The organism is Rhodococcus sp. WB1 (assembly GCF_001700945.1).
Taxonomy (GTDB): Bacteria; Actinomycetota; Actinomycetes; order Mycobacteriales; family Mycobacteriaceae; genus Rhodococcus; species Rhodococcus aetherivorans.
The window spans coordinates 5,141,497-5,163,593 of the sequence record NZ_CP015529.1 but is presented as its reverse complement, the minus strand read 5'-3'; the positions used below and the strand labels follow the sequence as shown (position 1 = coordinate 5,163,593).

The window sequence follows — 22,097 nt, the reverse complement described above, 5'->3', positions numbered from 1 at the left end:
GCTACCCGCTCCGGAACGATTCGAGGTCGGGATACCGCTGTGTGCGGGCCAGCGGACCGGAGCCGGGATCGCTGACGATCAGGTACGGCGGTTTGCCCATCGCCGTCTTCACCGCCACCCCCACGTACTCGGCGATGACTCCGAGGGAGAACAGGACGGCGCCGAATCCCAGCAGCAGAATGACCGTCGTCGAGGCCCAGCCCTGCACCGGGAAACGGTTGCCGAGGAACAAGTAGGACACCAGCACCCACACCGCCCACAGGATCCCGCCCACGGCCAGGACCACGCCCAGCAGGCTCACCATCCGCAGGCCCTTGGTTCCGCTCGACAGCACCATCCGCCAGAAATGCGACAGCAGAGTGCGCAGCCGGTAGCCGGACGCACGTCCCTGCTCCTCCCGCAGGGCGACCGGGCTCGTGCTCACCTTGCCTGCGATCCACCCCAGCGCGACGTCGAGGTAGACCTCGGAACCCGCGTAGGCGGCGAGGGAACGTCCCACCTCGCCCAGCACCAGACGGAAACTCTGGTAATCGGGGCTGTCGGGCACGGACAGCACCCGGGCCAGGAACCACTTGGATCCCTTGGAGGCCACGTTGCGCAGCAGGCCGTGCGGTGCCGCGTTCGTCGGTTTGGCGTATACGACGGTCGCGCCCTCGTCGAGCGCGGTGTCGAGCAGCCCGCCGATGGCGGCGGGATCGTGCTGACCGTCCTCGTCGAGGGTGACGATCCACTCGCCGCCACTCGACGCCATGCCCGCGAGCGTCGCCGGATGCTGGCCGAAGTTCCGGCTGAGCCACACCCCGGCGACGAAGGGGTACTTCGCGGCCAGCTCCCGGATGACGCGGGCCGAGTCGTCGGGGCCGTTGTCGTGGACGAGCAGGACCTCCTCGACCACCATGGGACGGCCACCGGGGGTCAGTGTCACCTCGGTCCACGGAACGATCTGCTCGAGCAGGTCACCCAGGGTGTGTTCGCCCTGATAGACCGGCACGACGACCGACACGCGGTGCGGCGTGCCCACCCCCGGCCGGTCGTCGCTGCTCACAAGTCGGGAGTGTATACGCCGGGTGGGGCTGTTTTCGGGTGCGGGCCGTGCCGATGTACGGTGGCGCCGTCAGTCGGCCCGCCACGAGCGCCGGGCGTGCGTTCGAGGACGGGATGAGCAGCAGTGACGAGGCCGAAACTGTCCGTGGTGATTCCGGCCTACAACAATGCGCCGTTCATCGAGGCGACGGTCGAGTCCGTGCTCGGACAGGACTTCGAGGATTTCGAACTGATCATCGCCGACCACAGTTCGACCGACGGCACCGCCGACCTGCTCGGCAAGTACGCCCGCGACCGGCGCGTGACCCTGTTGTCGACTCCGACGGGCGGTGGTGCGCCCCGGAACTGGCAGCGCGTGACGGCCGAGGCCGCGGGCGAGTACGTCAAGCTGGTGTGCGGCGACGACCTGCTGTATCCGGGGGCCCTGTCGGCCCAGGTGGCGGCCCTGGACGCGCACCCGTCGGCGGTGGCGGTGGCGTCGCAGCGGGACATTCTCGACGCGCGAGGCGCGAAGATGATCGGCGGACGCGGTCTCCAGGGACTGTCGGGCCTGGTGCCGGGCGGGGAGGCGATCCGGCGCACCGTGCGGCTGGGCACGAACGTGTTCGGTGAGCCGATGTGCGTGATGATGCGCCGCGATGCCCTCGAGCGGGCCGGCGGATGGGACGGTCGTTTCCCCTACCTGATCGACATGGCCTCCTACACGAAGGTGCTGTTCCACGGCGACCTGTATGCCCTGCGGCAGGTCGTCGGTGGTTTCCGGGTCAGTGCCGGTCAGTGGAGCGTGGCCCTCGTCGCCGAGCAGGCCCGGCAGGCGAAGGCCTATCACCGGTGGGTGTCCGAACAACTGCCCGGCGGGCTCCGGGCGGCCGACGTGTGGCAGGGGAATCGCCGCGCCGAACTCGCCGCGCTTCAGCGGCGGGTGTTCTACACCGTGTTCCGGTCGCGTCTCAGCCCACGGTAGCCGCCGGTACGGGCGCCGCGGCCTCCTCCGGATTCTCCCGTCGCGCCTTCCGCCGGTCTCTGAGGTACAGCAGCTGCATCGCCGTGGCGCCCGCGATGCCGAGGCCCAGGCCGGCGAACCCGGCTCCCTGGCCCGGCGGTGTCCAGCGCACGACGAGCTCGCCGTCCTCGGTGCCGGCGGGGATGTCCACCGCGAGGAACATGCCGTCCACCGAGCGCGGTTCCAGGGGCCGGCCGTCCAGCGTGGCCGAGTAGCCGGGCCAGTTCAGGCGTCCGAAGACGACGCGTCCGCCGTCCACCGAGTTCACGCGGACCCGGCTCGTCGCGTAGTCCTCGGAGACCGAGGTGGCGGTGACCCCTTCCGTGAAGGAGATGCGTCCGTTCCGGCCGCTGATCGGTCCGGCGAGCCGTTCGAGGATCACCGCGTCCACAGCGTCCGCGGACCCGGGCGGCGACTGCACCCACCGCCAGCCGGGCGGCGCCGGCTCCGAGTCGGCGTCCGGGTACTGCCGGCGCTGCAGCACCACCCGATCCACGAGCATCAGGTCCACGTACGTCCGGTCGGTGCTCGATTCGGTGGCGAACGCGGCGCCGAACGCGTCGGCGCAGCTCGAGCCGTCGTGCCGCATGCACAGGTGGAAGGCGAACTCCTCGAAGCCGATGGGGGTGTAGGCGTTGACGTACGTCTCGTCGAGGGACTTGGCGAAATTGCCGAACACGAGGGAGCGGTAGACGCCCTGCGGATTCGCGGTCCACGGCAGCACCAGTTCGCGGTCGGCGAGCTGCAGCGTGGTGCCCGGCCGGTCCGGGAAGTTCTCCTTCGCGACCGACTGCCGAGCCGGCAGATCCCACGCGAGCGGGTGCGGTGTCGTCGACGCCACCTGGAAGTACACGACGGGCAGCGCCGAGAGCAGCAGGATCGCCGCCACCGCCCGCTCACCGGCGCGGAGCGCGACCCACAGGACGGCGGCTCCGACGAGGAGGACGGCGCCCGCCCACAGCAGGTGACGGTTCATGAACTCGGGGGACGAGGACCCGGAGCGCAGGGTCATCAGCAGCACGAGCGTGGCCGCCGCGCCCGCCCGCACCCGCATCCTGCGGAGCGTGCCGTGGCGGCTGATCAGCACGCACACCACCACGAGTGTCGCGAGAGCGAACATCGGCAGCAGCCGCGCCGGCCAGCGCAACGGCCCCATCACGCTGGGGCCGGCCGTCGCCATGAGCATGGCGACGAGGAAGATCAGCGCGCCGGCGAGGCTGCGCACGGACCGGTGCACGGTCTTCCAGTCCACGAAGGCGAGCGCGGGGACGGCGAACCAGGCGATGTAGGTGACGGGGAACGGCTGCACCTCCCCGAACCAGGCTTCGATGCCCGGCAGCGCGGAGGGGATGCCGGAGTTGAGGGTGTCCGACCAAGGTGCCGTGAGGAAGTTGTCGTTCTGGAAGCCCTGGTCGGAGCGCCAGGTGACGGAGCTGGACAGCGCCCCGGGCAGGTAGGTGATCAACCCGCCCGCGGCGGCGCAGCTCGCGACCACCGCCAGCCGCAGCGAGGGCCGCCACGAGTGCCGATGGATCCGTTCGCCGATCATGAGGCAGCCCGTGAGGATCCCGGCGACGAGCGCGGGAAAGACGTAGCCGACGCTGACGGCGAGGTACAGGAACACGAACGCCGGCAGGGGACCGGAGCGTCCGCGCAGGTAGCGGAGCGAACTGGCCCACGCCTGGGCCACCCACGCCGAGCCGGTGAGGGCCGTGACCCAGGTCGCCTGGTCGAAGAAGAGCGCGAACCCGGTGAACGGGACGGCGGCGCCGGCCACCGCCGCCCACGTCGCGCGAGCGCCGTACTCCAGGCAGATCCGGTACACGCCCAGCGCCAGGACGACGGAGAACGCCCACTTCACGCCGGTCGAGAGCAGCACCATATTGTCGACGGACGGCGCGATCAGGTTGACGAGCAGCTGCGGCGGATTCCAGAGGCCGCCCTGCCCCTCGACCGGGTAGTTCCCGGCCATCCACTGTTCCGGCACGAGGCTCGGAAGCTGTCCGGTCCGCAGGATCCGGCCGAGGAAGATCCAGTTCGGTACCGCACCCGATTCCGTGTCGTCGGTGTAGAACCATCGATCGTCGGCCGCCAGGATCACCAGGTAGGTGACCGTCACCATCGCTGCCACTGCGGCACCCCACGTCCGGCGCTGCCGCCGCGTCGTCACCGCGGGCACGACGGCGGAGGTCACATGTGCTCCAGAGGTCGGGGACGGGGCTGGCCGGAGGCCAGGGACGAGGCTGGCCAGAGGCCAAGGATAACGGGGGTGGGCCGGGCGACGACCGGCCGGGCGCGGGGGTGGATCCGCGGGGACGTCGGCCGGTCCCCGGTCCGTTGGTAGCCTGGGACGAGTTGTGTCCTGGGGGGCAGCAAGGTTCCGAAAGGTGTTTCGACGGATGGACAAGGCCGAATTCGCTGCGATCGAACCGACGGGAGGGGTCGGCACCGCAGCTGACGGTTCGTCCGTCACGGGGCGCCCCGCGACCCGTCCGACCGCTCAGCGTGCGCTGTTCGCGGGGCCGTCTCCGCTGGTCAGCGACGACATGTACGTCACCGTCAAGGGGACCGTCGACCGTGAGCGGACCAGGGTGCGTCTCGGCCGCCGGAGCCGTGTCGAAACGGACACCTACTTCGGCAGATTCCCCGCCAGCTACTGGCAGCGCTGGACCGCCGTCACCGAGGTCGAGTTCGTCGCCGAGGTCGACGGAGACGGCCGCATCGAACTGGTCGCCACCGATGCCCGGGGCCGGCGACGGATCGTCGCCACGACCACCGTGTCGTCGAACGGCGCGCCCGCGACGGTGACGGTGTCCACCCCGATCGACCGGTTCGTCGACGGCGGTGCCCTGTTCGCACGGATCTCCACCGGCTCCGGCGAACTGGCCGTCGAGAACGCCCGGTGGACGGTGCCGGCACCGAAGTCCCTGCGGCCGGCCGCCGTCGTCATCTGCACCTTCAACCGCGCCGACGACTGCGCGGCGACGCTGGCCGCCATGGCGGACGACCCGATCGCGCTGGCCGACGTGCAATCGGTGTACGTGATCGATCAGGGCACCGACCGGGTGGAGACCCGGCAGGAGTTCCAGCGCGTCGCCTCCGAACTCGGCGACAAGCTCGTCTACATCACGCAGCCCAACCTGGGCGGCGCCGGCGGATTCACCCGCGGCCTGTACGAGGTCGCCGGCTACGCGCGGAACCCCGGAGCCAACATCGTGTTCATGGACGACGACGTCCTGTGCGAACCGGAGGCGGTGGTCCGGCTCAACATGTTCGCGAACTGCACCGTCGAGCCCGCGATCGTCGGCGCGCAGATGCTGTACCTGCTGCATCCCGACCGGGTCCACGTCGGGGCCGAGGTCGCAGACCTGCAGCGGCTCCAGGCCGGGCTGGAGGTGAAGAACGCGCTCGCGGACAAGAGCACGCTGAAGAAGCAGCAGGACATCCGGGTCGACGCCGGCTACAACGGGTGGTGGTCGTGCCTGATCCCGTCGGAGGTCGTGGAGAAGGTCGGTTATCCGCTGCCCCTGTTCTTCCAGTGGGACGACATCGAGTACGGCTACCGCTCGCGGGCGAACGGCGTCGCGACCGTCACGCTGCCCGGTGCCGCGGTGTGGCACGCGGATTTCGCGTGGAAGGACTGGGACGAGTGGCACCGCTACTTCAACCTCCGCAACGCCATGATCACCGCGGCCCTGCACACCGAACTCGACGGCAAGGCACTCGCCAAGCAGTTGCGGACCGACCTGTTCCGGTACCTCGTCTCGATGCAGTACGGGATGGCCTTCACCCTGATCAAGGCCGTCGAGGACTTCCTGCGGGGGCCCGAGTTCCTGCACGACGGCGGCATGGAGGCGGCGGCCGCCATCCGGCGCGAGCGCGCGGAATACGGTGAGACCATCCGCCACAACGCGAACAACGTGCCGGGCCTGCGTCCGGCCGACATGTTCATCACCCCGGCCGGCCCGTACCCGCGCAAGAGCCTCGAGTGGGCGGTACTGGCCAAGCGCACCCTCAACCAGTGGCGCGGTCGCCTCCCGGCGCATCCGGTCGCCATCCCGTCGTCGGATGCGCACTGGTGGCACGTGTCGCTGTTCTCGCACGCCGTGGTCACCGACGCGTCCCAGGAAGGGGTCCGCGTGCGCAAGCGGGACAAGGAGCGGGCCGTCGCGCTGCTCCGGCGCGGTGTGCGCGCGCTGCAGGCCTTGAAGAAGGAGACCCCCGCGGTGTCCTTGCAGTATCGCGAGGCCATGCCGCAGCTGACCAGCCGGGAGAACTGGGCCCGCCTGTACGGGAAGTAGCCGATGGCCGATCGGACCACGGCGTGCGCGCGGGATGCTGTCCTCATCGCACTGCTGGGTTCGATCGTCGCAGCGTTGGGTACCGGGCGGCCCTCCTTCTGGTACGACGAGCTGGCCACCCTCTCGGTGGCGCAGCGTTCCCGCGTCGACCTGGACCGGGTGCTCGGTAACGTCGACATCGTCCACGGCCTCTACTACGTGGCGATGCGGTACTGGTTCGCCGTCTTCGGGGCTTCGGAATTCTCGGCGCGGCTGCCGAGCGTCCTGGCCGTGGGCGCCGCGGCCGGGGGTGTGGTCGTGCTGGGCTGGAAACTCGCCGACCGGCGGCTGGGCGTGCTCGCGGGTGTCGTCTTCCTGCTGCTGCCGCGCGTGACGTGGGCTGCGGTCGAGGCCCGCAGCTATGCCCCGTCCGCGGCCGCCGCCGTATGGCTGACCGTGCTGCTGCTCGTGGCGTGCGAGTCGGGCCGGGTCCGATGGTGGCTGGCGTACGCCGCTGTGCTCGCACTGTCGGTGGTGCTGTTCCTGTACACGGTCGCGCTGATACCGGCCCATCTGATCACCGTGGCGTTGCGGGGTGACCTGCGGCGCCGCGGGCTCGCGTGGCTGGGGGCGGTCGTGGCGGGGTCGGCGGCGGCGAGCCCGCTCGTGCTGGAGGCGTTCGCCCAGGCGGGGCAGACCACGTGGATTCCGCCGCTCGACCGGAACCTGCCGCGGATCGTGTGGGAGTACCAGTGGTTCGTGGGCGCCCCCTGGTTCGCGGCGGCATTCACGGTCCTGGTCGTCGTGGGGCTCGTCGCGTCTGTGCGGCGACGCATGCGGGCGCAGCGGCACGGTGTTCTCGCGGTGGCCGTGCCGTGGATCGTCGTGCCGATGGCGATGCTCGTGGCGTACTCGCTCGTCGCGTCCCCGGTCTACCTGGACCGGTATCTGACGTTCACGACGCCGGCGGTAGCCCTCATCGGTGCGGTCTCCGTCGCCGCCGTGGCCGTGCGGCCGTGGGTGACGGTCGGTGTCACCGGTGCGCTGGTGCTGCTGACCGTGCCGTCGTTCGTCGCGCAGCGCTCCCCGTGGTCCGACCCCAGCGGCATGGACTTCAGCACGGTCAACCGCGACGTCGCCGGCCGGCTGGCGCCGGGCGACTGTGTGCTGTTCGGCGGCGCCGCATGGAACCCGGCGTCGCAGCGGCTGGTGCAGACCGCGCGCCCGGACACGTTCGCGGGGACCCGCGACCTGGGGCTCGGACGGACCGCGGCCGCCGAGGGCTGGCTGTGGGACGAGAATCTCCCGTTCCAGGCTGTCGCGGGGCAGTTGCCCACGTGCGAGGTGGTGTGGTTCTTCGCGGACGCCGAGCGGACGACCGAACAGCGGGTCTATCACACGTCGAATCAGTGGTGGACGCTTCCACCGCACCGGTTCGAGTCGACCCCGGAGTACGCCGGGCTCGTGCATGCCGGTTTCCGGATCGACGAGCGCCGGCAGTTCAACGTCAGCCAGGTGATCCGTTTCGTGCGGTGACGGTTCACCGCAGCTGCACGACGACCTGCTCGTTGTCGGCCGTGTACGCCAGGTACTCGAACGCGAGTCCGGTGCGCGCGACGAACTCGGTCCACGCCCTGTACTCGTGCCGCTGCCAGCCGGGATAGTTGAAGAACTCGTCGAACACCAGCACGGTGCCGGGCACCAGGCGGTCCTCGAGCAGGTCGAGCACCGTCGTCGTGGACGAGTAGAGGTCGGCGTCGAGGTGGACGAACGCGACGTCGCCGGGATGTGCGGCGAGGAAGCGGGGAAGGGTGTCGGCGAACAGGCCGGGCACCAGCTCGGCGCCGGGCACGTCGGGCGGGGTGTCCTGCGCGAACTCCCCGGCGGGGAACCCGCTGCGCCATGCCTCCGGCAGTCCGGTGAAGACGTCGAACCCGAACACCGGGTGGTCCGCGCCCAACACGTCGGCGACGATCCGCAACGTGGTGCCCGACGCGACCCCGAACTCGAGGGCCAGGCCGGGCCGGGACACCCGGTCGAGCGCGAACCGCAGGGTGTCGTGCGGGGTGTCGAGGACCGCGGCGGTGGGCATGTTCGCGACCGCGAACGCCGCGGCGGTGTCGGTCGCGGCGCGGTCCATCGCATAGCGCAGGTCGCGGCGCTGCCGGTGCTCGAGATCGGCGACGCGGTCCCGGAGCAGGCCCACCTCCGAACGGGTCTGTGCGAGCTCGGCCAGTACCTGCCGCAGCTCCGCGGTGGTCGCGGTCAGCTCGGCGAGAATCCGGTCGTGGTGGTTCTCCTGCAGCTCGCGGGTGCGTCGCGCCGAGAGGTCGACGACCTCGGCGACGGCACGCTGCAGCTTGCCCCGGGTCGTCGCCCGCCAACGCCCCAGCATCGCGCCCTCCCGTGCCCGTCGAGACCTAGCCCCGAACCTAGACAGTGGGCCGATAGGGCGCAATCGCGCCCTCCCACCCGGCCGAATGTCACATTGCGCCGGTTCCGGCGGTTTCAGGCGGCCGATGCGACAAGCTCGGTGAACGCTTCGGTTGGCGTGCGCCAGCGTAGCGTCTGCCGGGGGCGGCCGTTGAACTCGTCCTGGACCTGCTGCAGGTCCTCGGGCGTGTACACCGACAGGTCGGTGCCCTTGGGGAAGTACTGCCGGAGCAGACCGTTGGTGTTCTCGTTGGTGCCGCGCTGCCACGGCGAGTGCGGATCGCAGAAGTAGACAGCGACGTCGGTGGCCATGGTGATCTGGGCATGAGCACGCATCTCGTGGCCCTGATCCCAGGTCACCGACCGCTGCATCACCTCCGGCAACGACCGCATCGCGGCGATCATCGCATCGCGGACGCCGGACACGTCGCGGACCTTCGGCAGGTGCAGCAACACCACGTACCGGGTGGTGCGCTCGACCAGGGTGCCGATCGCCGAGCGGTTGCGCGCCCCCATGATCAGATCTCCCTCCCAGTGCCCGGGCACCGCCCGGTCCTCGACCTCGGCGGGCCGCTGGGAGATGAGGATCTTGTCGGGAATATGGCGGGCACTGCTCGGCACTCGCCCCTGCGGCACCCGACGGGTGTGCCGGCGCCGCAGATACTCCGAAAGCTCTTTTCGCAGTTCGCCTTTCAGTTGCACATACACGGCCTGGTAGATGGTTTCGTGGGACACCCGCATCTCCGCTCGGTCGGGGAAGTCGACCACCAGCCTGGCCGAGATCTGCTGCGGGGACCAGCGCAGCTTCAGCCTGGCGACGACATACGCGCGCAACTCGGGTGCGGCCATCAGCTTGGCGACTTTCGGTCGCAGTGCTCGGGTCCAGGCCCGCGCGTGGGCCGACACGGCGCGGTAGCTACCGTCGCGGTTGCTGTTGCGTTCGATCTCCCGGTAGATCACCGACCGGTGCCGGCCCAGGTGCGCGGCGATCGTCTGGACCGACTCGTTGCGGGCGAGTCCGAGGGCGACAAGCTCCCGCTCGCCCAGGGACAACGACCGTCCGCCGTGCTCCCAGTGCGGGGCACGGCGGACGGTGCCGTTGGCCTCGTCCTCCCACCGGTAGCCGGTTTGTCGGCTGACACCGACCGCGGCTGCGGCCTTGGCGATCGACACCTTCGTCATGCGCATGGCGAAGAACCTAGCCTTCTTCGCCTCTCGTGCTGCTCGACCCACTGACATCTCCCCTGGTCAGGGAGCGTGTCGCATGGACCACCTGAGTCAGCCTCCATCGACGCAATGTGACATTCGGCCCGATAGTCGGTCCCTCACACAGGCCGCTCGAACCGTTCCTGCCGGCCCAGCTTGCGCAGCCGCACCCATTCGCGGAGCGCGGCAGGGTCCCGGCGGCTGACGAGGAAGTACCAGCCGAACCGCACCCATTCCTGTGGCAGCAACCGGCGGAGACCGGGCTGTGAGAGCAGGTAGCCGCGGTTGCGGTAGGTGAAGAACCGCTTCGTGTCGTTGTCCGGGTACTGGGTGTGCATCCGGCCGCCGAGGATCGGCTTGAACTCGTCGGCGCCGTTGGGGTGCAGATAGGCGGTGCGCAGGCAGGTGCCGAACCGCAGACCCGAGCGGACCAGGCGACGGTGCACCTCCACCTCGTCGCCGCGCACGAACAGCCGCAGGTCCGGCACGCCCACCGCGTCGATCGCGGCGGCGGTGAACAGGGCGCCGTTGAACAGCGACGCGATGCCCGGCAACAGATCGTCGCTCTCGACGTCGCCGAGTTCGCTGCGGTGACGACGCCACGCCACGCCCCGGCGCAACGGGAACGCGAGACGGTCGGGGTCGTCGATGTCGCACACCACCGGCGACACCTCCGCCAGGCCGTGCCGCTGCGCGCACTCGAGCAATGTCGCGAGGACATCGGGGCCCTCCGGGCGGCCGTCGTCGTCGGCGAGCCACACCCGGTCCGCACCGAGCGACAGCGCGTACAGCATGCCCAGGGCGAAGCCACCGGCGCCGCCGAGGTTGTGCTTGGACCCGAGGTAGCTGGTGGGCAGGGGGCACGATTCGACGAGGTCGCGCACGGCCTCCTCGTCGGCGTTGTCGACGACCACCAGGTGGTCGAGCGGCCGGGTCTGGGCGCTCAGGACCTTCAGCGACTGTGCCAGCTGCTCGCGCCGCCGGTGGGTGACCACCACCCCGACGATGCGTTCGCTCACGCCGAGCGCTCCTGCGGCAGCCCCTGCTCGCGTTCCAGCTCGGCGATGACGTGATGCACATGGTCGGCCGCGTCGTCGCCCTCGTAGGCGCGCACGACCTCCTCGATGCCGCCCTCCATGCGGATCTGCCCGTGGTCGATCCACAGCGCGCGCTCGCACAGTTGCGCGAGGAACTCGTTGGAGTGGCTGGCGAAGACGAGGATGCCGGAGCGTTCCACGAGCTTCTGCAGGCGCACCCGCGCCTTCTTCATGAAGTCGGCGTCGACCGCGCCGATGCCCTCGTCGAGCAGCAGGATCTCGGGGTCGATGCTGGTGACCACGCCCATCGCGACGCGGACCCGCATGCCGGTCGAATACGTGCGCAGCGGCATGTTCAGGTACTCGCCGAGCTCGGTGAACTCGGCGATCTCGTCCATCTTCGCGAGCATCTGCTTGCGGGTCTGACCGAGGAACAGCCCGCGGATGATGATGTTCTCGTAGCCGGAGATCTCCGGGTCCATGCCCACGCCGAGGTCGAACACCGGCGCGACGCGGCCCCGAATCCGGGCGCTGCCGCGCGTGGGCTCGTAGATCCCCGCCAGCAGCCGCAGCAGTGTGGACTTGCCGGCGCCGTTGTGACCGACGAGGCCGATGCGGTCGCCTTCCTTCAGCGACAGGGTGATGTCGCGCAGCGCCTCCACCACCACCACGTCGGAGTTGTTGCGGCCGATCGAACCGCCGGCCTTGCCGAGGAACGCCTTCTTCAGCGACCGGGTCTTCGCGTCGAAGATCGGGAAGTCGACGCACGCGCCGCGCGTCTCGATGCTCACATGTTCGGTCATGATGACGGCCCCTTAGACCCAGTAGGGCACGCGGGCCCGGTACTTACGCAGCGCCAGCAGCGCCAGTCCCCAGCCGGCCACGGTGATCGCCAGCACGATGTACCAGTGGTAGGCCTGCTGGTCCTGGCCGATCATCGGCGCCCGGATGATGTCGAGGTAGTGGAACAGCGGGTTGATCTCGGCCAGCTTGACGCGCTGGGCGGCCTGCCCGCCCTGCGCCTCGAGGCTCTGCGTCGTCCACATGATCGGGGTGAGCACGAACAGCAGCAGTGTGAGGCTGGACAGGATCGGGGCGATGTCGCGGTAGCGGGTGGCGAAGATGCCGAACAGGATCGCCACCCAGACGGCGTTGAGCACGATCAGGCCCAGCGCCGGGATCGCCGCGAGGGACGTCCAGGTCAGGTCTCGCCACACTCCGAAGGCGAAGATCATGATCACGTAGATCACGAGATTGTGGGCGAAGAACAGCAACTGCCGCCACACGAGCCGGTAGATGTGCACGCTCAGCGCCGACGGCAACTGCTTGATCAGGCCCTCGTTGGCGATGAACACCTCCGAGCCCTCCAGGATGGAGGCGCTGATCATGTTCCAGACGATCAGTCCGACCGTCACGTACGGCAGGAACTCGTCGAGCGGAATGTCCAGCAGCGCGGCGTACAGGATGCCGATGGCGGTGGCCTGGACACCGGTGGCGATGGTGATCCAGAACGGACCGATGACCGAGCGCCGGTAGCGCTGCTTGATGTCCTGCCAGGCCAGGCTGAGCCACAGCTCGCGCTGGGCGAAGCCGTCGCGCAGATCCTTCAGGCCGCGCCGGAAGGTCTGCGAATCCGACACCACCGGAGAGTCCGCGGCGGTGGGCTCGGGATCGAGGGCAGAAGCTGACACGAGGTCCGAGCCTACCGGGGATCGTGGTCGGGCCGTCGCTACAGGTACTGACCGGTACCCGGGGCACCCGGTCCCGGGCCGTGCCGTTCGTCGGGGCGCGGTCCGCCCCCCAGCATGCCCGGCGGCAGCGCACCCTGACGCATCTGCTCGAGCTGCGCCCGCGCCGCCATCTGCTGCGCGAACAGTGCCGTCTGGATGCCGTGGAACAGGCCCTCGAGCCAACCGACGAGCTGAGCGTGCGCGATCCGCAGCTCCGCGTCGGACGGCACCTCGTCCTGACCGAAGGGCAACGCGAGCCGTTGGAGTTCCTCGCGCAGTTCCGGGGCGAGGCCCTCGCCGAGCTCCTGGATGGAGGACTGGTGGATCTCGCGCAGACGGGCACGGCTCGCATCGTCGAGCGGCGCGGCGCGGACCTCCTCGAGCAGCTGCTTGATCATGGTGCCGATCCGCATGACCTTCGCCGGCTGCTCGACCATGTCGGCGAGCGACTCGGCGTCATCCGGCTTCTCCTGGGGCTCGGCGGCGGACTCCCGCGGATCACCGGAGGCGGTACCGTCGCGCTGGACCGCGACGGGATTGCCGTCGGGTCCGATCACGAGGACGTGCTCATTCTCCGAATGCGTCATGGTTCCATCTTGTCCTCTCGCCGGTGCCGTTGCCGAGTCAGGTTCCCGATACGGGAGGTTTCACCCGACATTGCGCTCCGTACGTGCACCTTCGGAGGGCGTACGGGACCGACGTGGACGACACACGATTGACACCGGGATTTAGAGTGTCACGCATGGCTTACGACGTTGCCCGGATCCGGGGGTTGATTCCCTCGCTCGGCGACGGTTGGATCCATCTCGACCCACAGGCCGGAATGCAGATTCCCGACGCGGTCTCCCGCGCGGTGTCGACGGCATTCCGCAACGCCGCGGCGTCCCCGACGGGCCGGCACACCTCCAACCGTCGGAGCGCGTCGCTGCTGCAGGCGGCGCGCGTCGCCGTCGCCGATCTCGTCGGCGGTGACCCGGCGGGTGTGGTGCTCGGACCGGATCGGGCGGTCCTGCTGGCCTGGCTCGCGGAGTCGCTCAGTTCCCGGCTCGGGCTCGGCACCGGGCTCGTGCTGTCCCGGCTGGACGACGAGGCCAACGTGGCACCGTGGCTGCGCGTCGCGAGCCGCTACGGCGCCCAGGTCCGGTGGGCCGAGGTCGAGATCGAGACGTGCGAGCTGCCGAGCTGGCAGTTCGAGGAACTGATCACTCCCACCACCCGGCTCGTCGCGCTGACCGCCGCGTCGTCGCTCGTAGGTTCCGCGCCGGACGTGCGCGTCGCCGCCGACCGGCTCCACGAGGTCGGCGGGCTCATGGTGGTCGACGCGGCCGGGGCCGCGCCCTACGCGCACGTCGACATCCACGAACTCGGCGCCGACGTGCTCGCGGTCAACGCGTCCGCGTGGGGGGGACCGCAGGTCGGCGCCCTGGTGTTCCGCGACCCGGCGCAACTCGACCGGATCCCGGCGGTCTCCCTGGATCCGCACGCACGCGGCCCCGAGCGGCTCGAAGTCGGCGGCCATCAGTTCGCGATGCTCGCCGGGCTCGTCACGTCCGTCGACTTCCTCGCGGCCCTCGACGACGAGGCGACCGGCACGCGCCGCGAGCGTCTCGAAACGTCGATCAGTTCGCTGCAGGGCTACCAGGACCAGCTGTTCGAGCGGCTGATGCGCCTGCTCGACAACCTGCCCGACGTGATGGTGATCGGCCGTGCGTCGAGCCGCGTGCCGACGCTGAGCTTCACCGTCGCGGGGGTGCCCGCCGAGAAGGTCGCCGCGCATCTCGCCGACCGTCGCATCGCCACCGTCGCGGTCAGCCGCGGCACGAGCCGCCTGCTCGACTCGCTCGGCGTCAGCGACGAGGGCGGCGCGGTCACCATCGGCCTGGCCCCGTACACCACCCGCTACGAGCTCGACCAGCTGGTGCGCGAGCTGCGCAACCTCACCGCCTCCTGACCGGGCCGACCGGCCTAGTGCCGATCGATGCGCAGCACGACCTTGCCGACGGTGTCGGGGGAATCCAGCATCTCGTGGGCCCGCGCGGCCTCGGTGATCGGCACCTCTGCGTGTACGACGGGCCGGACCTGGGCCTCGGCGATCATCGGCCACACGTGCTCGCGAACCTGCGCGACGATCGTGCTCTTGCCGGAACGGCCGGTCTCCGGCCGCCCGCGCAGGCCCGTGGCGAGGACGTGCCCGCGCTTGGCGAGCAGCTTGCCGAGGTTGAGCTCGCCCTTCGCGCCGCCCTGCATACCGATCACCACGAGCCGGCCGTCGGGGGAGAGCACGTCGACGTTGCGGGACAGGTAGGCCGCGCCCATGTTGTCGAGCACCACGTCGGCGCCGCCGAACCGGCCTCGGACCTCGGCGACGAAGTCCTGCGAGCGGTAGTCGATCGCGAGGTCGGCGCCGAGCTCACGGCAGTAGTCGAGCTTGCCGGCCGACGCGGTCACCGCGACCTTCGCGCCCAGCGCCTTGCCGACCTGGATGGCGTGGGTGCCGATGCCGCCCCCACCGCCGTGCACGAGCAGCACCTCACCGCGGCGCAGGCCCGCCGCCATCACCACGTTCGACCACACGGTGCACGCCACCTCGGGCAGTGATGCCGCCACCGCGAGATCCACGCCCTCCGGCACGGGCAGGACCTGTCCGGCGGGGACGACGACCTGCTCGGCGTAGCCGCCGCCGGTCAGCAGCGCGCACACCCGGTCGCCGATCGACCAGCCGCTCACGCCCTCACCGAGTTCGGCGATCACCCCCGAGCATTCGAGACCCAGGACGTCGCTCGACCCGGGCGGCGGCGGGTACAGGCCGCGGCGCTGCAGCAGATCGGCACGGTTGACGGCCGTCGCGGCCACGTCGATCAGGACCTGTCCGGGACCGGGGGTGGGGTCGGGCTGCTCGGCCCACTGCATGACCCCGGAGCCGCCGGGTTCGGTGATCGTGATTGCGCGCATGGGTTCGACGCTATCGCGACACGCCGACGCAGGGGCGACACGCAGCGAACTGACCGGCGAGTAACACAGACGACGGCCTGCCTCTACACTGCCCGCGTGACAGCCGAACTGCATGCCGACCGTCCCGATCCGCGCTGGCTCGACACGGACGAGCAGCGGGCATGGCGGGCCTACATCGACGGCAATCACCGGCTCATGGATCGACTCAATCGCGACCTGCAGGAGGCGCACGGCCTGTCCCTGGCCGAGTACCGGATCCTGGTGCTGCTCTCCGAGGCTCCCGACGGGGCGCTGCGCATGAGCGACCTCGCCGACGGGGTGCTGTCGTCCCGCAGTCGCCTCACCCACCAGATCCGCCGCATGGAGGCCGCGTCGATGGTGGTGCGCAGTTCCTGCCTCGAGGACGGCCGCGGCGTCCTCGCCACCCTCACCGACGAGGGCCGCCGCCGGCTCACCGAGGCCGCGCCCACGCACGTCGCCGGTGTGCGCCGCAACCTCGTCGACCTGCTCACGAGGACGCAGATCCGGACCCTCTCCGAGATCTTCACCAAGGTGGAGGCGGCCGTCGACGACAGGTGTGGTTAGGATTTGGCACGGAAGCGTGGCAGAGCGGCCGAATGCACTCGCCTTGAAAGCGAGCGTCGTGAGAGCGACCGGGGGTTCAAATCCCTCCGCTTCCGCCGAGGCCCCTCACTTGTTTATGCAGGTGAGGGGCCTTTCTGTGCCGTTGTTGCGATTGCCTCGGGCTCAGGCGGGCACATTCTGGGCACACGCGCCGTCGAATAGGCCTGATCGAGAACGACCGCCACAGCGTCCAGGTCTTCGTCGAACAAGTCGCTGTAAGTGTCGAGAGTCATCGCTGCCGAGGCGTGCCCGAGCATGCGCTGCAGCGCCTTCACGTTCACTCCGGCCGAGACCGCGAGCGACGCCGCGGTGTGCCGCAGATCGTGGGGAGTAATGCGCTCGATTCCGGCACGCTCGACGGCGAGCTGGAACCAGCCGCTGTGGCTGACCGGCCGGCGCATGTAGCCGCCGTCCTTGCCTGGGAACACCAGATCATCCCGGCCGCGGCCCTCGCACTGCTTCACCATCGCTTCCAGCACGAACGCCGGTACTGGCACTGAACGCACCTTGTCGCCCTTCGTGGTGCCTACGACGTGCACCATGCCGACCTGTACGGCGTTCTCGTGGACGGTGAGGCGTCGCCGTAGGAAGTTGACGTCACGCACCCTCAGGCCGATCGCTTCGCCCCACCGCAATCCGCAGTATGCGAGGACGAGGACGAGCGCGCCGTTCTTCCCGGCCTCATGCGCCAGCGTGGCAACGTCGTCGGCCGACAGGTATTTATGCCGCCGCTTCGACTTACGTGGCAGATTCTCGACGCCACGAGCTGGGTTCTTCGCGATTCGCCCGACCTTCACCGCGTCGTCGAGAATGCCCGCCAGGATGCCGTACGCCCGGATCACGACGGTGGCGCCAGAGCCCTTCACGACGACCTCACCATCGTCGTTGAGGTCTACGCGCCCGAGATCGGCGATCCACCGCTCGACCGCGCCGAGCTTAATGTCCGAGATCCGCGTCTTCGCCCACTTCGGTTCGACATGCGTGCGCCACGACGAGTCGATCGCGCGGTAGGTCGAGGGCTTCGTGTCGACCTGCTTGCGCGCCAGCCAATCGGGCGCCAGTTCGCCGACCGTGATGCGGCCGAGCGACGGTGGCACGTACTCGCCGCGCATCTTCTCGACTTCCACGGTCGCGGCGAATCGTTCCGCGTCCCGCTTGGTCTTGAAGCCGCGCTTCTTCGACTGGGTGCGGTCCGGGGTGCGGAAGCGCACCATGTACCGCTTCCCGGTCGCGGTGTCGTACGACTCAATCGTCGCCATCGGAGCGCTCCTCGGATCGGAACTTGAAGTCTCCGATGCTGGTCATGGATTCGACTCGATTGCCGTCAGTGCGAACCTTCCGGTCGACCTTCGCAGTCGACCGGTCATCCCAGGACACAGAGCGCACCGCTTCAGATCGAAGGATGGTCCGGGGGTGGGACCGGAAGAAGAAGCTGAGCCCGCTGCCCCGGAGCGAGCGATACCCCTCAAGGAATGACCAGAGGTCCTGGGCCATGACGGGGGGCGTTCCCGTTGCTTGAACTTCATCGTTGTCGTCGGCGACGTCGGGCATGAGAAGCCCAGCCGGCGACGCATCAAGAGCGATAGCGATCGCCATGAGGTCGTCGACGTCGACTCGTCTTGCGCCACGTTCGATCTCACTCAGAGTGTTGTGCGCCAGTGGGCGACCAGTGGATTCCAGCCTTTCGGAGAGGTCACGCAACGTCAGTCGTTGCTCCTTCCGCAGCCGTGCAATGTTCTCGCGCACGGTCTCTCCTGTGGGTCCTAAGGTCACCCGTCTTGTCGCCATGTTGCAGATATTAGGTCGGGGATTGCATGGTTCCAAGCAATCGAGTACAAGTATGAGTTATCCAGTTTTATTTCTGGATCATCCGACCAAGGAGATGCAATGCCCGAACTTGCTCTTGCCACTGCCGACGAGGTGGCCGAGTACTTGCGGACGACGAAGGCGAAGCTCGCGAACGACCGCTATCGCGGTATCGGGCCGAAGTTCGTGAAGCACGGCCGACGCGTCCTCTACCGCTGGGAGGACGTCCTCGCGTGGACCGAAGCGAACCTCATGCAACGCACCGATGACCGGTCTGGGGCTGCGTGATGACCGGAACGAAGAACGTCGCCGACGGAGGGGCTGCCACCCCGGATTCCGTCGACGACGCCGAGAACCGAACCACCCTGCAAGAGAGGACCGATCCCATGCCCAACCTTACGTTCTTCGATCTTCAGGACCTGCTCACGCCGATCGGGGCGAGCGAGGAGGAGATTCTCAGCCACCACGGTCAGATGCGGGACGAAGTCGAGGCTGCTGCCGTCGAGGCCGGTCGACTCCGTGAGCAGTGGCGTTCGTTGCCGCTGTGGACCGATGCCGACCTCTCGCGCATTCGCCGCCTCATCCTCGCCGAAAGGGCAGAACTGGCGGGTATCGACGCTGAGTCCGGCGCGGCCGATGGCAAGACTCGGGGGGCCGCGGCGATCGGCGACCCATTCTGCGCGTGCGGGCACAGCGCTGAGGTGCACGGCCGACTGTTTGGATGCTGGTCGGTACGTGAGAGTGGCGGTCGCAAGTGCGCGTGCAAGCAGTACGCACCAGCCGTTCACGCGGATGAACTGTGCCTCGAGCAGTTAGCGACCGCCCAAGTAGGAGATCGGCTGCGGCTGACCTTCGATCGACTCGATGCGGTGTCTCCTACTGGCGATCGGCTGCCCTCGGAGTACCTCCTCAGCTTCGGCAAGCCGGTCGGCGTCGACGACTTCCCGGAACTGCACCCGGAGCAGATCCCCGCACTGATCGACGAGCTGACCGTGATCTACAGGCAGTGGCGAGACCTCGCTGAACGTGAGGGGGAGCTGTGAGCGCGCTTGAGCTCATCCTCGCAGCCTTGCTCGCTTTCCAGTCCGTCGCGTGGATTGTTGTCGACTTCCGGCGGTGGGGCTGAGTCATGTCTGATCGGTCGTTGGACAAGTTCGCGTGGCTCGAGTCGCTGCGCGGCGCCGATCTCACCCACGCCGAGTACAGAGTCGCGGTTAACCTCTGCACCTATGCGCGGAGGGACCTCACGAACGCCTATCCCGGCTTCGGCACCTTGTGCACAGATGCTCGCGCGAACGAGAAGACCGTGAAGAAGGCCCTCGCGAATCTGATCGTCAAGGGCTGGGTTCTGCGGGTTCGTCCAGCGACCGGTCGACGGCCAGCCGTCTACGCGCTGACCTTGCCTCAGCGGGGGTCTCAGGCCCCCACCATATCCGGTGGGAAGCGGGGGTCTGAAGCACCCGCTATCGACGCGCCACAGAACGGAATAGCGGGGGTCTCAGTTCCGAATAGCGGGGGTCTGAGTGGCGAAATAGCAGGGGTCTCAGTGGGCCCCGATCAATGTATGAACAAGGTAGAGATCAATAACTACCCGCGTCGCGACATCTTCGTCGACGCGGCGGAGGCCGAGAGCGAACCGACTGCGCCGACTCCGTCGGACGCGGGGCTGTTCGATCTCGATGATTCCGACCCGATCGATGCCGAGCTCGTCGACGAGTTGGCACCGTCATCTGGGACGAAGCTGTCGAAGCCAGCGACACCCGAGCAACGCGTGACGGTTGCCGCATACGAGCGCACCGGGAAGGCGTTCAAGTTCGTCGCCGTTCGCGGGATTGCCAAGTGGGCGATCCACGACCGGGGCGCCGACCCGGCCGCCGTCGAAGAAGCTCTCGTCGGGATCCACGAGCTCGGACGTCCCATCACGAAGCAGACCGTTGGACAGTGGCTCGATGGGATCCTCGGCCCCTCCGGTGTCCGCCCCGGCGGCATGTCGAAGCAAGACGCGAAGGTTCGCGGCTACCTCGCGGCCAGCCGGCGGCTATCAGGGCAACTCGGAGGAGCGCCCAGTCTCGAAAGCGGGGAAAGAGCCAGGATTTCGACCGCGCGCGAACTCGAGGCCGCGATCCCCGAAACGGACACGGCGATCGATCCCACGCGCGACCCACTCACGTGGATCGAGAACGAACTCCCGGACGGCGGATTCCTACCGGGGGAGCGGGAGCGCGCGACCGAGCTTCTCGCCGAGGGCAATACCTACTGGCGGGTGCGCTATTCGATCCTCGACGCCCGCAACGCCCGTCCGAAGTCCGGACTTCGCCACCGCGTGCTCGCCGCCGGCACCCCGACCGTAGAGAGGACCACGACGTGAGGCTCGACCGAACAGGCGAACATATTGACGACGATCTGCTACCAGTGCACGATCCTCGGTGCCGAAACGGATGGCTGGGCGAAGATCTCGACGGCCGGATGGTGCCGTGCCTGCTGTGTAAACCGCACCTCGCGAAAGTTCTCGGAGCCACGCGGTGAGCACACGCGACACCACACCCGCCGAAACGGGTCCCAGCGCGCCCGTACACGCTCGAAAGTCCCGTGGACGGCAGCCGAGTATCCCCGAGTTGATCGACGCTCTCGTGGATCCGCGACTGTCCGGTGCGGCGTACGCGGGCCGGGCGCCGATGTTCGACGACGAGATCCCGGGCGAGAGTGAGGCTGAGCAGAGTCACCGTCTCTCCGCGGCTGCTGCCGTCTGCATCCGCTGCCCGGTCCGCAGCGCGTGCCGGACCGCCGCCTCGGAACTCGACCATCTGGCCGGCGTATGGGCCGGCAACCTGACCCATCCCTCTCGGCTCGCGAGCCGACCCCGAAAGGACCTGAGCGCGTGAACACCACCGCCACCCTCGACCACATCCCCGGCCGTCTGTTCCGCCCGGAAAACGCCGGTGAGCTGATCGCCTGGCTCGAACGCCGGCGCCTGTGCCTGACCCTCGTCGACGAACGTGCCCGCCGCGGATTCGGCGACCGTCGATGAAGCTGACCGCCCGCAGCGCTCGCGCCGTCGTCGAACCCGAGCCCGGCGCCACCCGTCCGGTGCTGCTGCGCATCGCCGGACTGCACTTCGCCATGACCGCCACGGAGGCCCGCACCCTCGCCGACCAGTTGCACGACGCCGCCGAAGAGACCGATCCCGCCGAGAGGACATCACGATGACCATCACACCCGCAGAACTTCCCCGCGCCGTCGACGTGCGCAGAGCCGCCGCGCTGCTCATGCACGCCGACCCCGACGGCATCCACGTCGCCGGCGTGGAGGCCGTCCTCGCCGAGGTCGACCACGACGGCCGCACCACCGAGCTGTACCTCGCCCTGTGCTCACTGATCTACGGCATCCACCCCGACCTGTCCACCGCGGACGGGAAAGCCGGTCTCACCGGCATCATCACAAATTTCGCACTCGCAGAGAACGGAGAACACACCCATGAATGAGAACGAAACCACCTCCAACGCAACCGAATCCATTGAGCACACCGGGGTTGCTGCGGCTCCCGGCGCGACCGAGACCGCACAGACGGAACCGAACGCTGACCCCGAACCGAACGGCAACGCGGAAGCGGCCAAGTACCGCAAGCAGCTGCGCGCCGCCGAGAAGGACCGCGACGCCGCACTCGCCCAGGTCGACACGCTGCGCCGGTCGATCATCGAGCGGCTGATCGAACAGGACCACCGGGTCAAACCGGCCGCGGTCTGGGCCAACGGCACCACCGTCGCCGACCTGCTCGCCAAAGACGGCACCGTCGACCCGGCCGCCGTCGCCGCCGCGGTCACCTCCGCCGAGCAGAACCTCGGCGTGCTGCGGCCCCCGGTCGGCGTGCACGTCCCGAACGAGGGCAAGACGCCGACCGTGCTGCCCACCACGACGTCGTGGGCGAAACTGCTGAACCCACACAGCAGGGGATAAAGTGAGCGGTGGGTGATCGACAAGGCCA

Annotated in this window: 24 protein-coding genes and 1 tRNA gene; 14 read left to right on the top strand and 11 right to left on the bottom strand. The window is 69.0% G+C overall.

The window, feature by feature from the left end:
• Position 1: 1 nt before the first annotated feature.
• Positions 2–1,003 (bottom strand): glycosyltransferase family 2 protein, encoded by a 1,002-nt coding sequence (locus A4U64_RS23165; RefSeq protein WP_029547039.1) that lies wholly within the window; start codon positions 1,001–1,003, stop codon positions 2–4.
• A 165-nt stretch (positions 1,004–1,168) separates the two neighbouring features.
• Between A4U64_RS23165 and A4U64_RS23160 the strand changes: the two genes are divergently transcribed.
• A complete protein-coding gene (locus A4U64_RS23160) occupies positions 1,169–2,008 on the top strand; it encodes a glycosyltransferase family 2 protein (RefSeq protein WP_065923189.1) in 840 nt (279 codons plus the stop codon).
• Here the strand turns inward: A4U64_RS23160 and A4U64_RS23155 are convergent.
• Positions 1,995–4,241 (bottom strand): hypothetical protein, encoded by a 2,247-nt coding sequence (locus A4U64_RS23155; RefSeq protein ID WP_084648688.1) that lies wholly within the window; start codon positions 4,239–4,241, stop codon positions 1,995–1,997. The genes A4U64_RS23160 and A4U64_RS23155 overlap by 14 nt on opposite strands.
• 205 nt (positions 4,242–4,446) lie before the next feature.
• Here A4U64_RS23155 and A4U64_RS23150 point away from each other — a divergent pair, with 205 nt between their 5' ends.
• On the top strand, positions 4,447–6,348 hold the full coding sequence (locus tag A4U64_RS23150) for a glycosyltransferase (RefSeq protein ID WP_065923188.1): 1,902 nt from the start codon (positions 4,447–4,449) through the stop codon (positions 6,346–6,348).
• 3 nt (positions 6,349–6,351) lie between these two features.
• A complete protein-coding gene (locus A4U64_RS23145; protein ID WP_050034390.1) occupies positions 6,352–7,863 on the top strand; it encodes a glycosyltransferase family 39 protein in 1,512 nt (503 codons plus the stop codon).
• A gap of 4 nt (positions 7,864–7,867) precedes the next feature.
• Here the strand turns inward: A4U64_RS23145 and A4U64_RS23140 are convergent, their stop codons facing one another.
• The 6 genes from A4U64_RS23140 to A4U64_RS23115 all read right to left on the bottom strand — a co-directional run bounded on the left by A4U64_RS23140 (position 7,868) and on the right by A4U64_RS23115 (position 13,320).
• Entirely contained in the window at positions 7,868–8,722 is an 855-nt protein-coding gene (locus A4U64_RS23140) for a TylF/MycF/NovP-related O-methyltransferase (protein ID WP_050034391.1), read from the bottom strand.
• A 113-nt stretch (positions 8,723–8,835) separates the two neighbouring features.
• Positions 8,836–9,999 carry an IS30 family transposase gene (locus tag A4U64_RS23135; RefSeq protein ID WP_051446190.1) on the bottom strand — a complete coding sequence of 388 codons (1,164 nt, stop codon included), beginning with the start codon at positions 9,997–9,999 and terminating at the stop codon, positions 8,836–8,838.
• A gap of 86 nt (positions 10,000–10,085) precedes the next feature.
• A complete protein-coding gene (gene glfT1 / locus A4U64_RS23130) occupies positions 10,086–10,985 on the bottom strand; it encodes a galactofuranosyltransferase GlfT1 (protein WP_043796752.1) in 900 nt (299 codons plus the stop codon).
• Positions 10,982–11,806, bottom strand: a complete 825-nt coding sequence (gene wzt / locus A4U64_RS23125) for a galactan export ABC transporter ATP-binding subunit Wzt/RfbE (protein ID WP_029547044.1) — start codon at positions 11,804–11,806, stop codon at positions 10,982–10,984. The genes glfT1 and wzt overlap by 4 nt, the downstream gene beginning before the upstream one ends.
• A 12-nt stretch (positions 11,807–11,818) precedes the next feature.
• Positions 11,819–12,694, bottom strand: a complete 876-nt coding sequence (wzm, locus tag A4U64_RS23120) for a galactan export ABC transporter permease subunit Wzm/RfbD (protein ID WP_006932781.1) — start codon at positions 12,692–12,694, stop codon at positions 11,819–11,821.
• A 38-nt stretch (positions 12,695–12,732) separates the two neighbouring features.
• On the bottom strand, positions 12,733–13,320 hold the full coding sequence (locus A4U64_RS23115; protein ID WP_029547045.1) for a bacterial proteasome activator family protein: 588 nt from the start codon (positions 13,318–13,320) through the stop codon (positions 12,733–12,735).
• A gap of 155 nt (positions 13,321–13,475) precedes the next feature.
• Here A4U64_RS23115 and A4U64_RS23110 point away from each other — a divergent pair, with 155 nt between their 5' ends.
• Complete coding sequence (locus tag A4U64_RS23110) at positions 13,476–14,684, top strand: cysteine desulfurase-like protein (protein WP_029547046.1); 1,209 nt, start codon at positions 13,476–13,478, stop codon at positions 14,682–14,684.
• A 14-nt stretch (positions 14,685–14,698) separates the two neighbouring features.
• Here the strand turns inward: A4U64_RS23110 and A4U64_RS23105 are convergent, their stop codons facing one another.
• Positions 14,699–15,685, bottom strand: a complete 987-nt coding sequence (locus A4U64_RS23105; protein ID WP_006932790.1) for an NAD(P)H-quinone oxidoreductase — start codon at positions 15,683–15,685, stop codon at positions 14,699–14,701.
• Between the two features lie 96 nt (positions 15,686–15,781).
• Here A4U64_RS23105 and A4U64_RS23100 point away from each other — a divergent pair, with 96 nt between their 5' ends.
• Positions 15,782–16,270 carry a MarR family winged helix-turn-helix transcriptional regulator gene (locus A4U64_RS23100; protein WP_006932792.1) on the top strand — a complete coding sequence of 163 codons (489 nt, stop codon included), beginning with the start codon at positions 15,782–15,784 and terminating at the stop codon, positions 16,268–16,270.
• A 10-nt stretch (positions 16,271–16,280) separates the two neighbouring features.
• A tRNA-Ser gene (locus tag A4U64_RS23095) sits at positions 16,281–16,365 on the top strand.
• 18 nt (positions 16,366–16,383) lie between these two features.
• Here the strand turns inward: A4U64_RS23095 and A4U64_RS23090 are convergent.
• Together A4U64_RS23090 and A4U64_RS27905 are read right to left on the bottom strand one after the other, a co-directional pair.
• A complete protein-coding gene (locus A4U64_RS23090; RefSeq protein ID WP_065923187.1) occupies positions 16,384–17,568 on the bottom strand; it encodes a site-specific integrase in 1,185 nt (394 codons plus the stop codon).
• Positions 17,555–18,055 carry a helix-turn-helix domain-containing protein gene (locus A4U64_RS27905; protein ID WP_198163339.1) on the bottom strand — a complete coding sequence of 167 codons (501 nt, stop codon included), beginning with the start codon at positions 18,053–18,055 and terminating at the stop codon, positions 17,555–17,557. Before A4U64_RS27905 ends, A4U64_RS23090 begins: the two co-directional genes overlap by 14 nt.
• Positions 18,056–18,196: 141 nt before the next feature.
• Here A4U64_RS27905 and A4U64_RS23080 point away from each other — a divergent pair, with 141 nt between their 5' ends.
• The 8 genes from A4U64_RS23080 to A4U64_RS23050 all read left to right on the top strand — a co-directional run bounded on the left by A4U64_RS23080 (position 18,197) and on the right by A4U64_RS23050 (position 22,069).
• Positions 18,197–18,403, top strand: coding sequence for a helix-turn-helix transcriptional regulator (locus A4U64_RS23080; RefSeq protein ID WP_065923185.1), 207 nt, complete (start codon positions 18,197–18,199; stop codon positions 18,401–18,403).
• Entirely contained in the window at positions 18,403–19,158 is a 756-nt protein-coding gene (locus A4U64_RS23075) for a hypothetical protein (protein WP_157127604.1), read from the top strand. The genes A4U64_RS23080 and A4U64_RS23075 overlap by 1 nt, the downstream gene beginning before the upstream one ends.
• Positions 19,159–19,259: 101 nt before the next feature.
• Complete coding sequence (locus A4U64_RS23070; protein ID WP_157127603.1) at positions 19,260–20,483, top strand: hypothetical protein; 1,224 nt, start codon at positions 19,260–19,262, stop codon at positions 20,481–20,483.
• Between the two features lie 247 nt (positions 20,484–20,730).
• Positions 20,731–20,997 carry a WhiB family transcriptional regulator gene (locus A4U64_RS23065; RefSeq protein WP_065923182.1) on the top strand — a complete coding sequence of 89 codons (267 nt, stop codon included), beginning with the start codon at positions 20,731–20,733 and terminating at the stop codon, positions 20,995–20,997.
• On the top strand, positions 20,994–21,143 hold the full coding sequence (locus tag A4U64_RS28330) for a hypothetical protein (RefSeq protein WP_157127602.1): 150 nt from the start codon (positions 20,994–20,996) through the stop codon (positions 21,141–21,143). The genes A4U64_RS23065 and A4U64_RS28330 overlap by 4 nt, the downstream gene beginning before the upstream one ends.
• Positions 21,140–21,322 (top strand): hypothetical protein, encoded by a 183-nt coding sequence (locus A4U64_RS23060; protein WP_065923181.1) that lies wholly within the window; start codon positions 21,140–21,142, stop codon positions 21,320–21,322. The genes A4U64_RS28330 and A4U64_RS23060 overlap by 4 nt, the downstream gene beginning before the upstream one ends.
• Positions 21,319–21,597: a hypothetical protein gene (locus tag A4U64_RS23055; RefSeq protein ID WP_065923180.1), complete on the top strand. Its 279-nt coding sequence runs from the start codon at positions 21,319–21,321 to the stop codon at positions 21,595–21,597. Before A4U64_RS23060 ends, A4U64_RS23055 begins: the two co-directional genes overlap by 4 nt.
• Entirely contained in the window at positions 21,590–22,069 is a 480-nt protein-coding gene (locus tag A4U64_RS23050) for a hypothetical protein (RefSeq protein ID WP_065923179.1), read from the top strand. The genes A4U64_RS23055 and A4U64_RS23050 overlap by 8 nt, the downstream gene beginning before the upstream one ends.
• The last annotated feature ends 28 nt before the right edge of the window (positions 22,070–22,097 follow it).

What these genes read in the sequence shown, in the direction of transcription:
- A4U64_RS23150 (WP_065923188.1), top strand. Translation starts at nt 4,447, where the DNA reads ATGGACAAGGCCGAATTCGCTGCGATCGAACCGACGGGAGGGGTCGGC.
- A4U64_RS23145 (WP_050034390.1), top strand. Translation starts at nt 6,352, where the DNA reads ATGGCCGATCGGACCACGGCGTGCGCGCGGGATGCTGTCCTCATCGCA.
- A4U64_RS23140 (WP_050034391.1), bottom strand. Translation starts at nt 8,722, where the DNA reads ATGCTGGGGCGTTGGCGGGCGACGACCCGGGGCAAGCTGCAGCGTGCC.
- A4U64_RS23135 (WP_051446190.1), bottom strand. Translation starts at nt 9,999, where the DNA reads ATGTCAGTGGGTCGAGCAGCACGAGAGGCGAAGAAGGCTAGGTTCTTC.
- wzt (WP_029547044.1), bottom strand. Translation starts at nt 11,806, where the DNA reads ATGACCGAACATGTGAGCATCGAGACGCGCGGCGCGTGCGTCGACTTC.
- A4U64_RS23115 (WP_029547045.1), bottom strand. Translation starts at nt 13,320, where the DNA reads ATGACGCATTCGGAGAATGAGCACGTCCTCGTGATCGGACCCGACGGC.
- A4U64_RS23110 (WP_029547046.1), top strand. Translation starts at nt 13,476, where the DNA reads ATGGCTTACGACGTTGCCCGGATCCGGGGGTTGATTCCCTCGCTCGGC.
- A4U64_RS23105 (WP_006932790.1), bottom strand. Translation starts at nt 15,685, where the DNA reads ATGCGCGCAATCACGATCACCGAACCCGGCGGCTCCGGGGTCATGCAG.
- A4U64_RS23090 (WP_065923187.1), bottom strand. Translation starts at nt 17,568, where the DNA reads ATGGCGACGATTGAGTCGTACGACACCGCGACCGGGAAGCGGTACATG.
- A4U64_RS23080 (WP_065923185.1), top strand. Translation starts at nt 18,197, where the DNA reads ATGCCCGAACTTGCTCTTGCCACTGCCGACGAGGTGGCCGAGTACTTG.
- A4U64_RS23075 (WP_157127604.1), top strand. Translation starts at nt 18,403, where the DNA reads ATGACCGGAACGAAGAACGTCGCCGACGGAGGGGCTGCCACCCCGGAT.
- A4U64_RS23060 (WP_065923181.1), top strand. Translation starts at nt 21,140, where the DNA reads ATGAAGCTGACCGCCCGCAGCGCTCGCGCCGTCGTCGAACCCGAGCCC.
- A4U64_RS23055 (WP_065923180.1), top strand. Translation starts at nt 21,319, where the DNA reads ATGACCATCACACCCGCAGAACTTCCCCGCGCCGTCGACGTGCGCAGA.
- A4U64_RS23050 (WP_065923179.1), top strand. Translation starts at nt 21,590, where the DNA reads ATGAATGAGAACGAAACCACCTCCAACGCAACCGAATCCATTGAGCAC.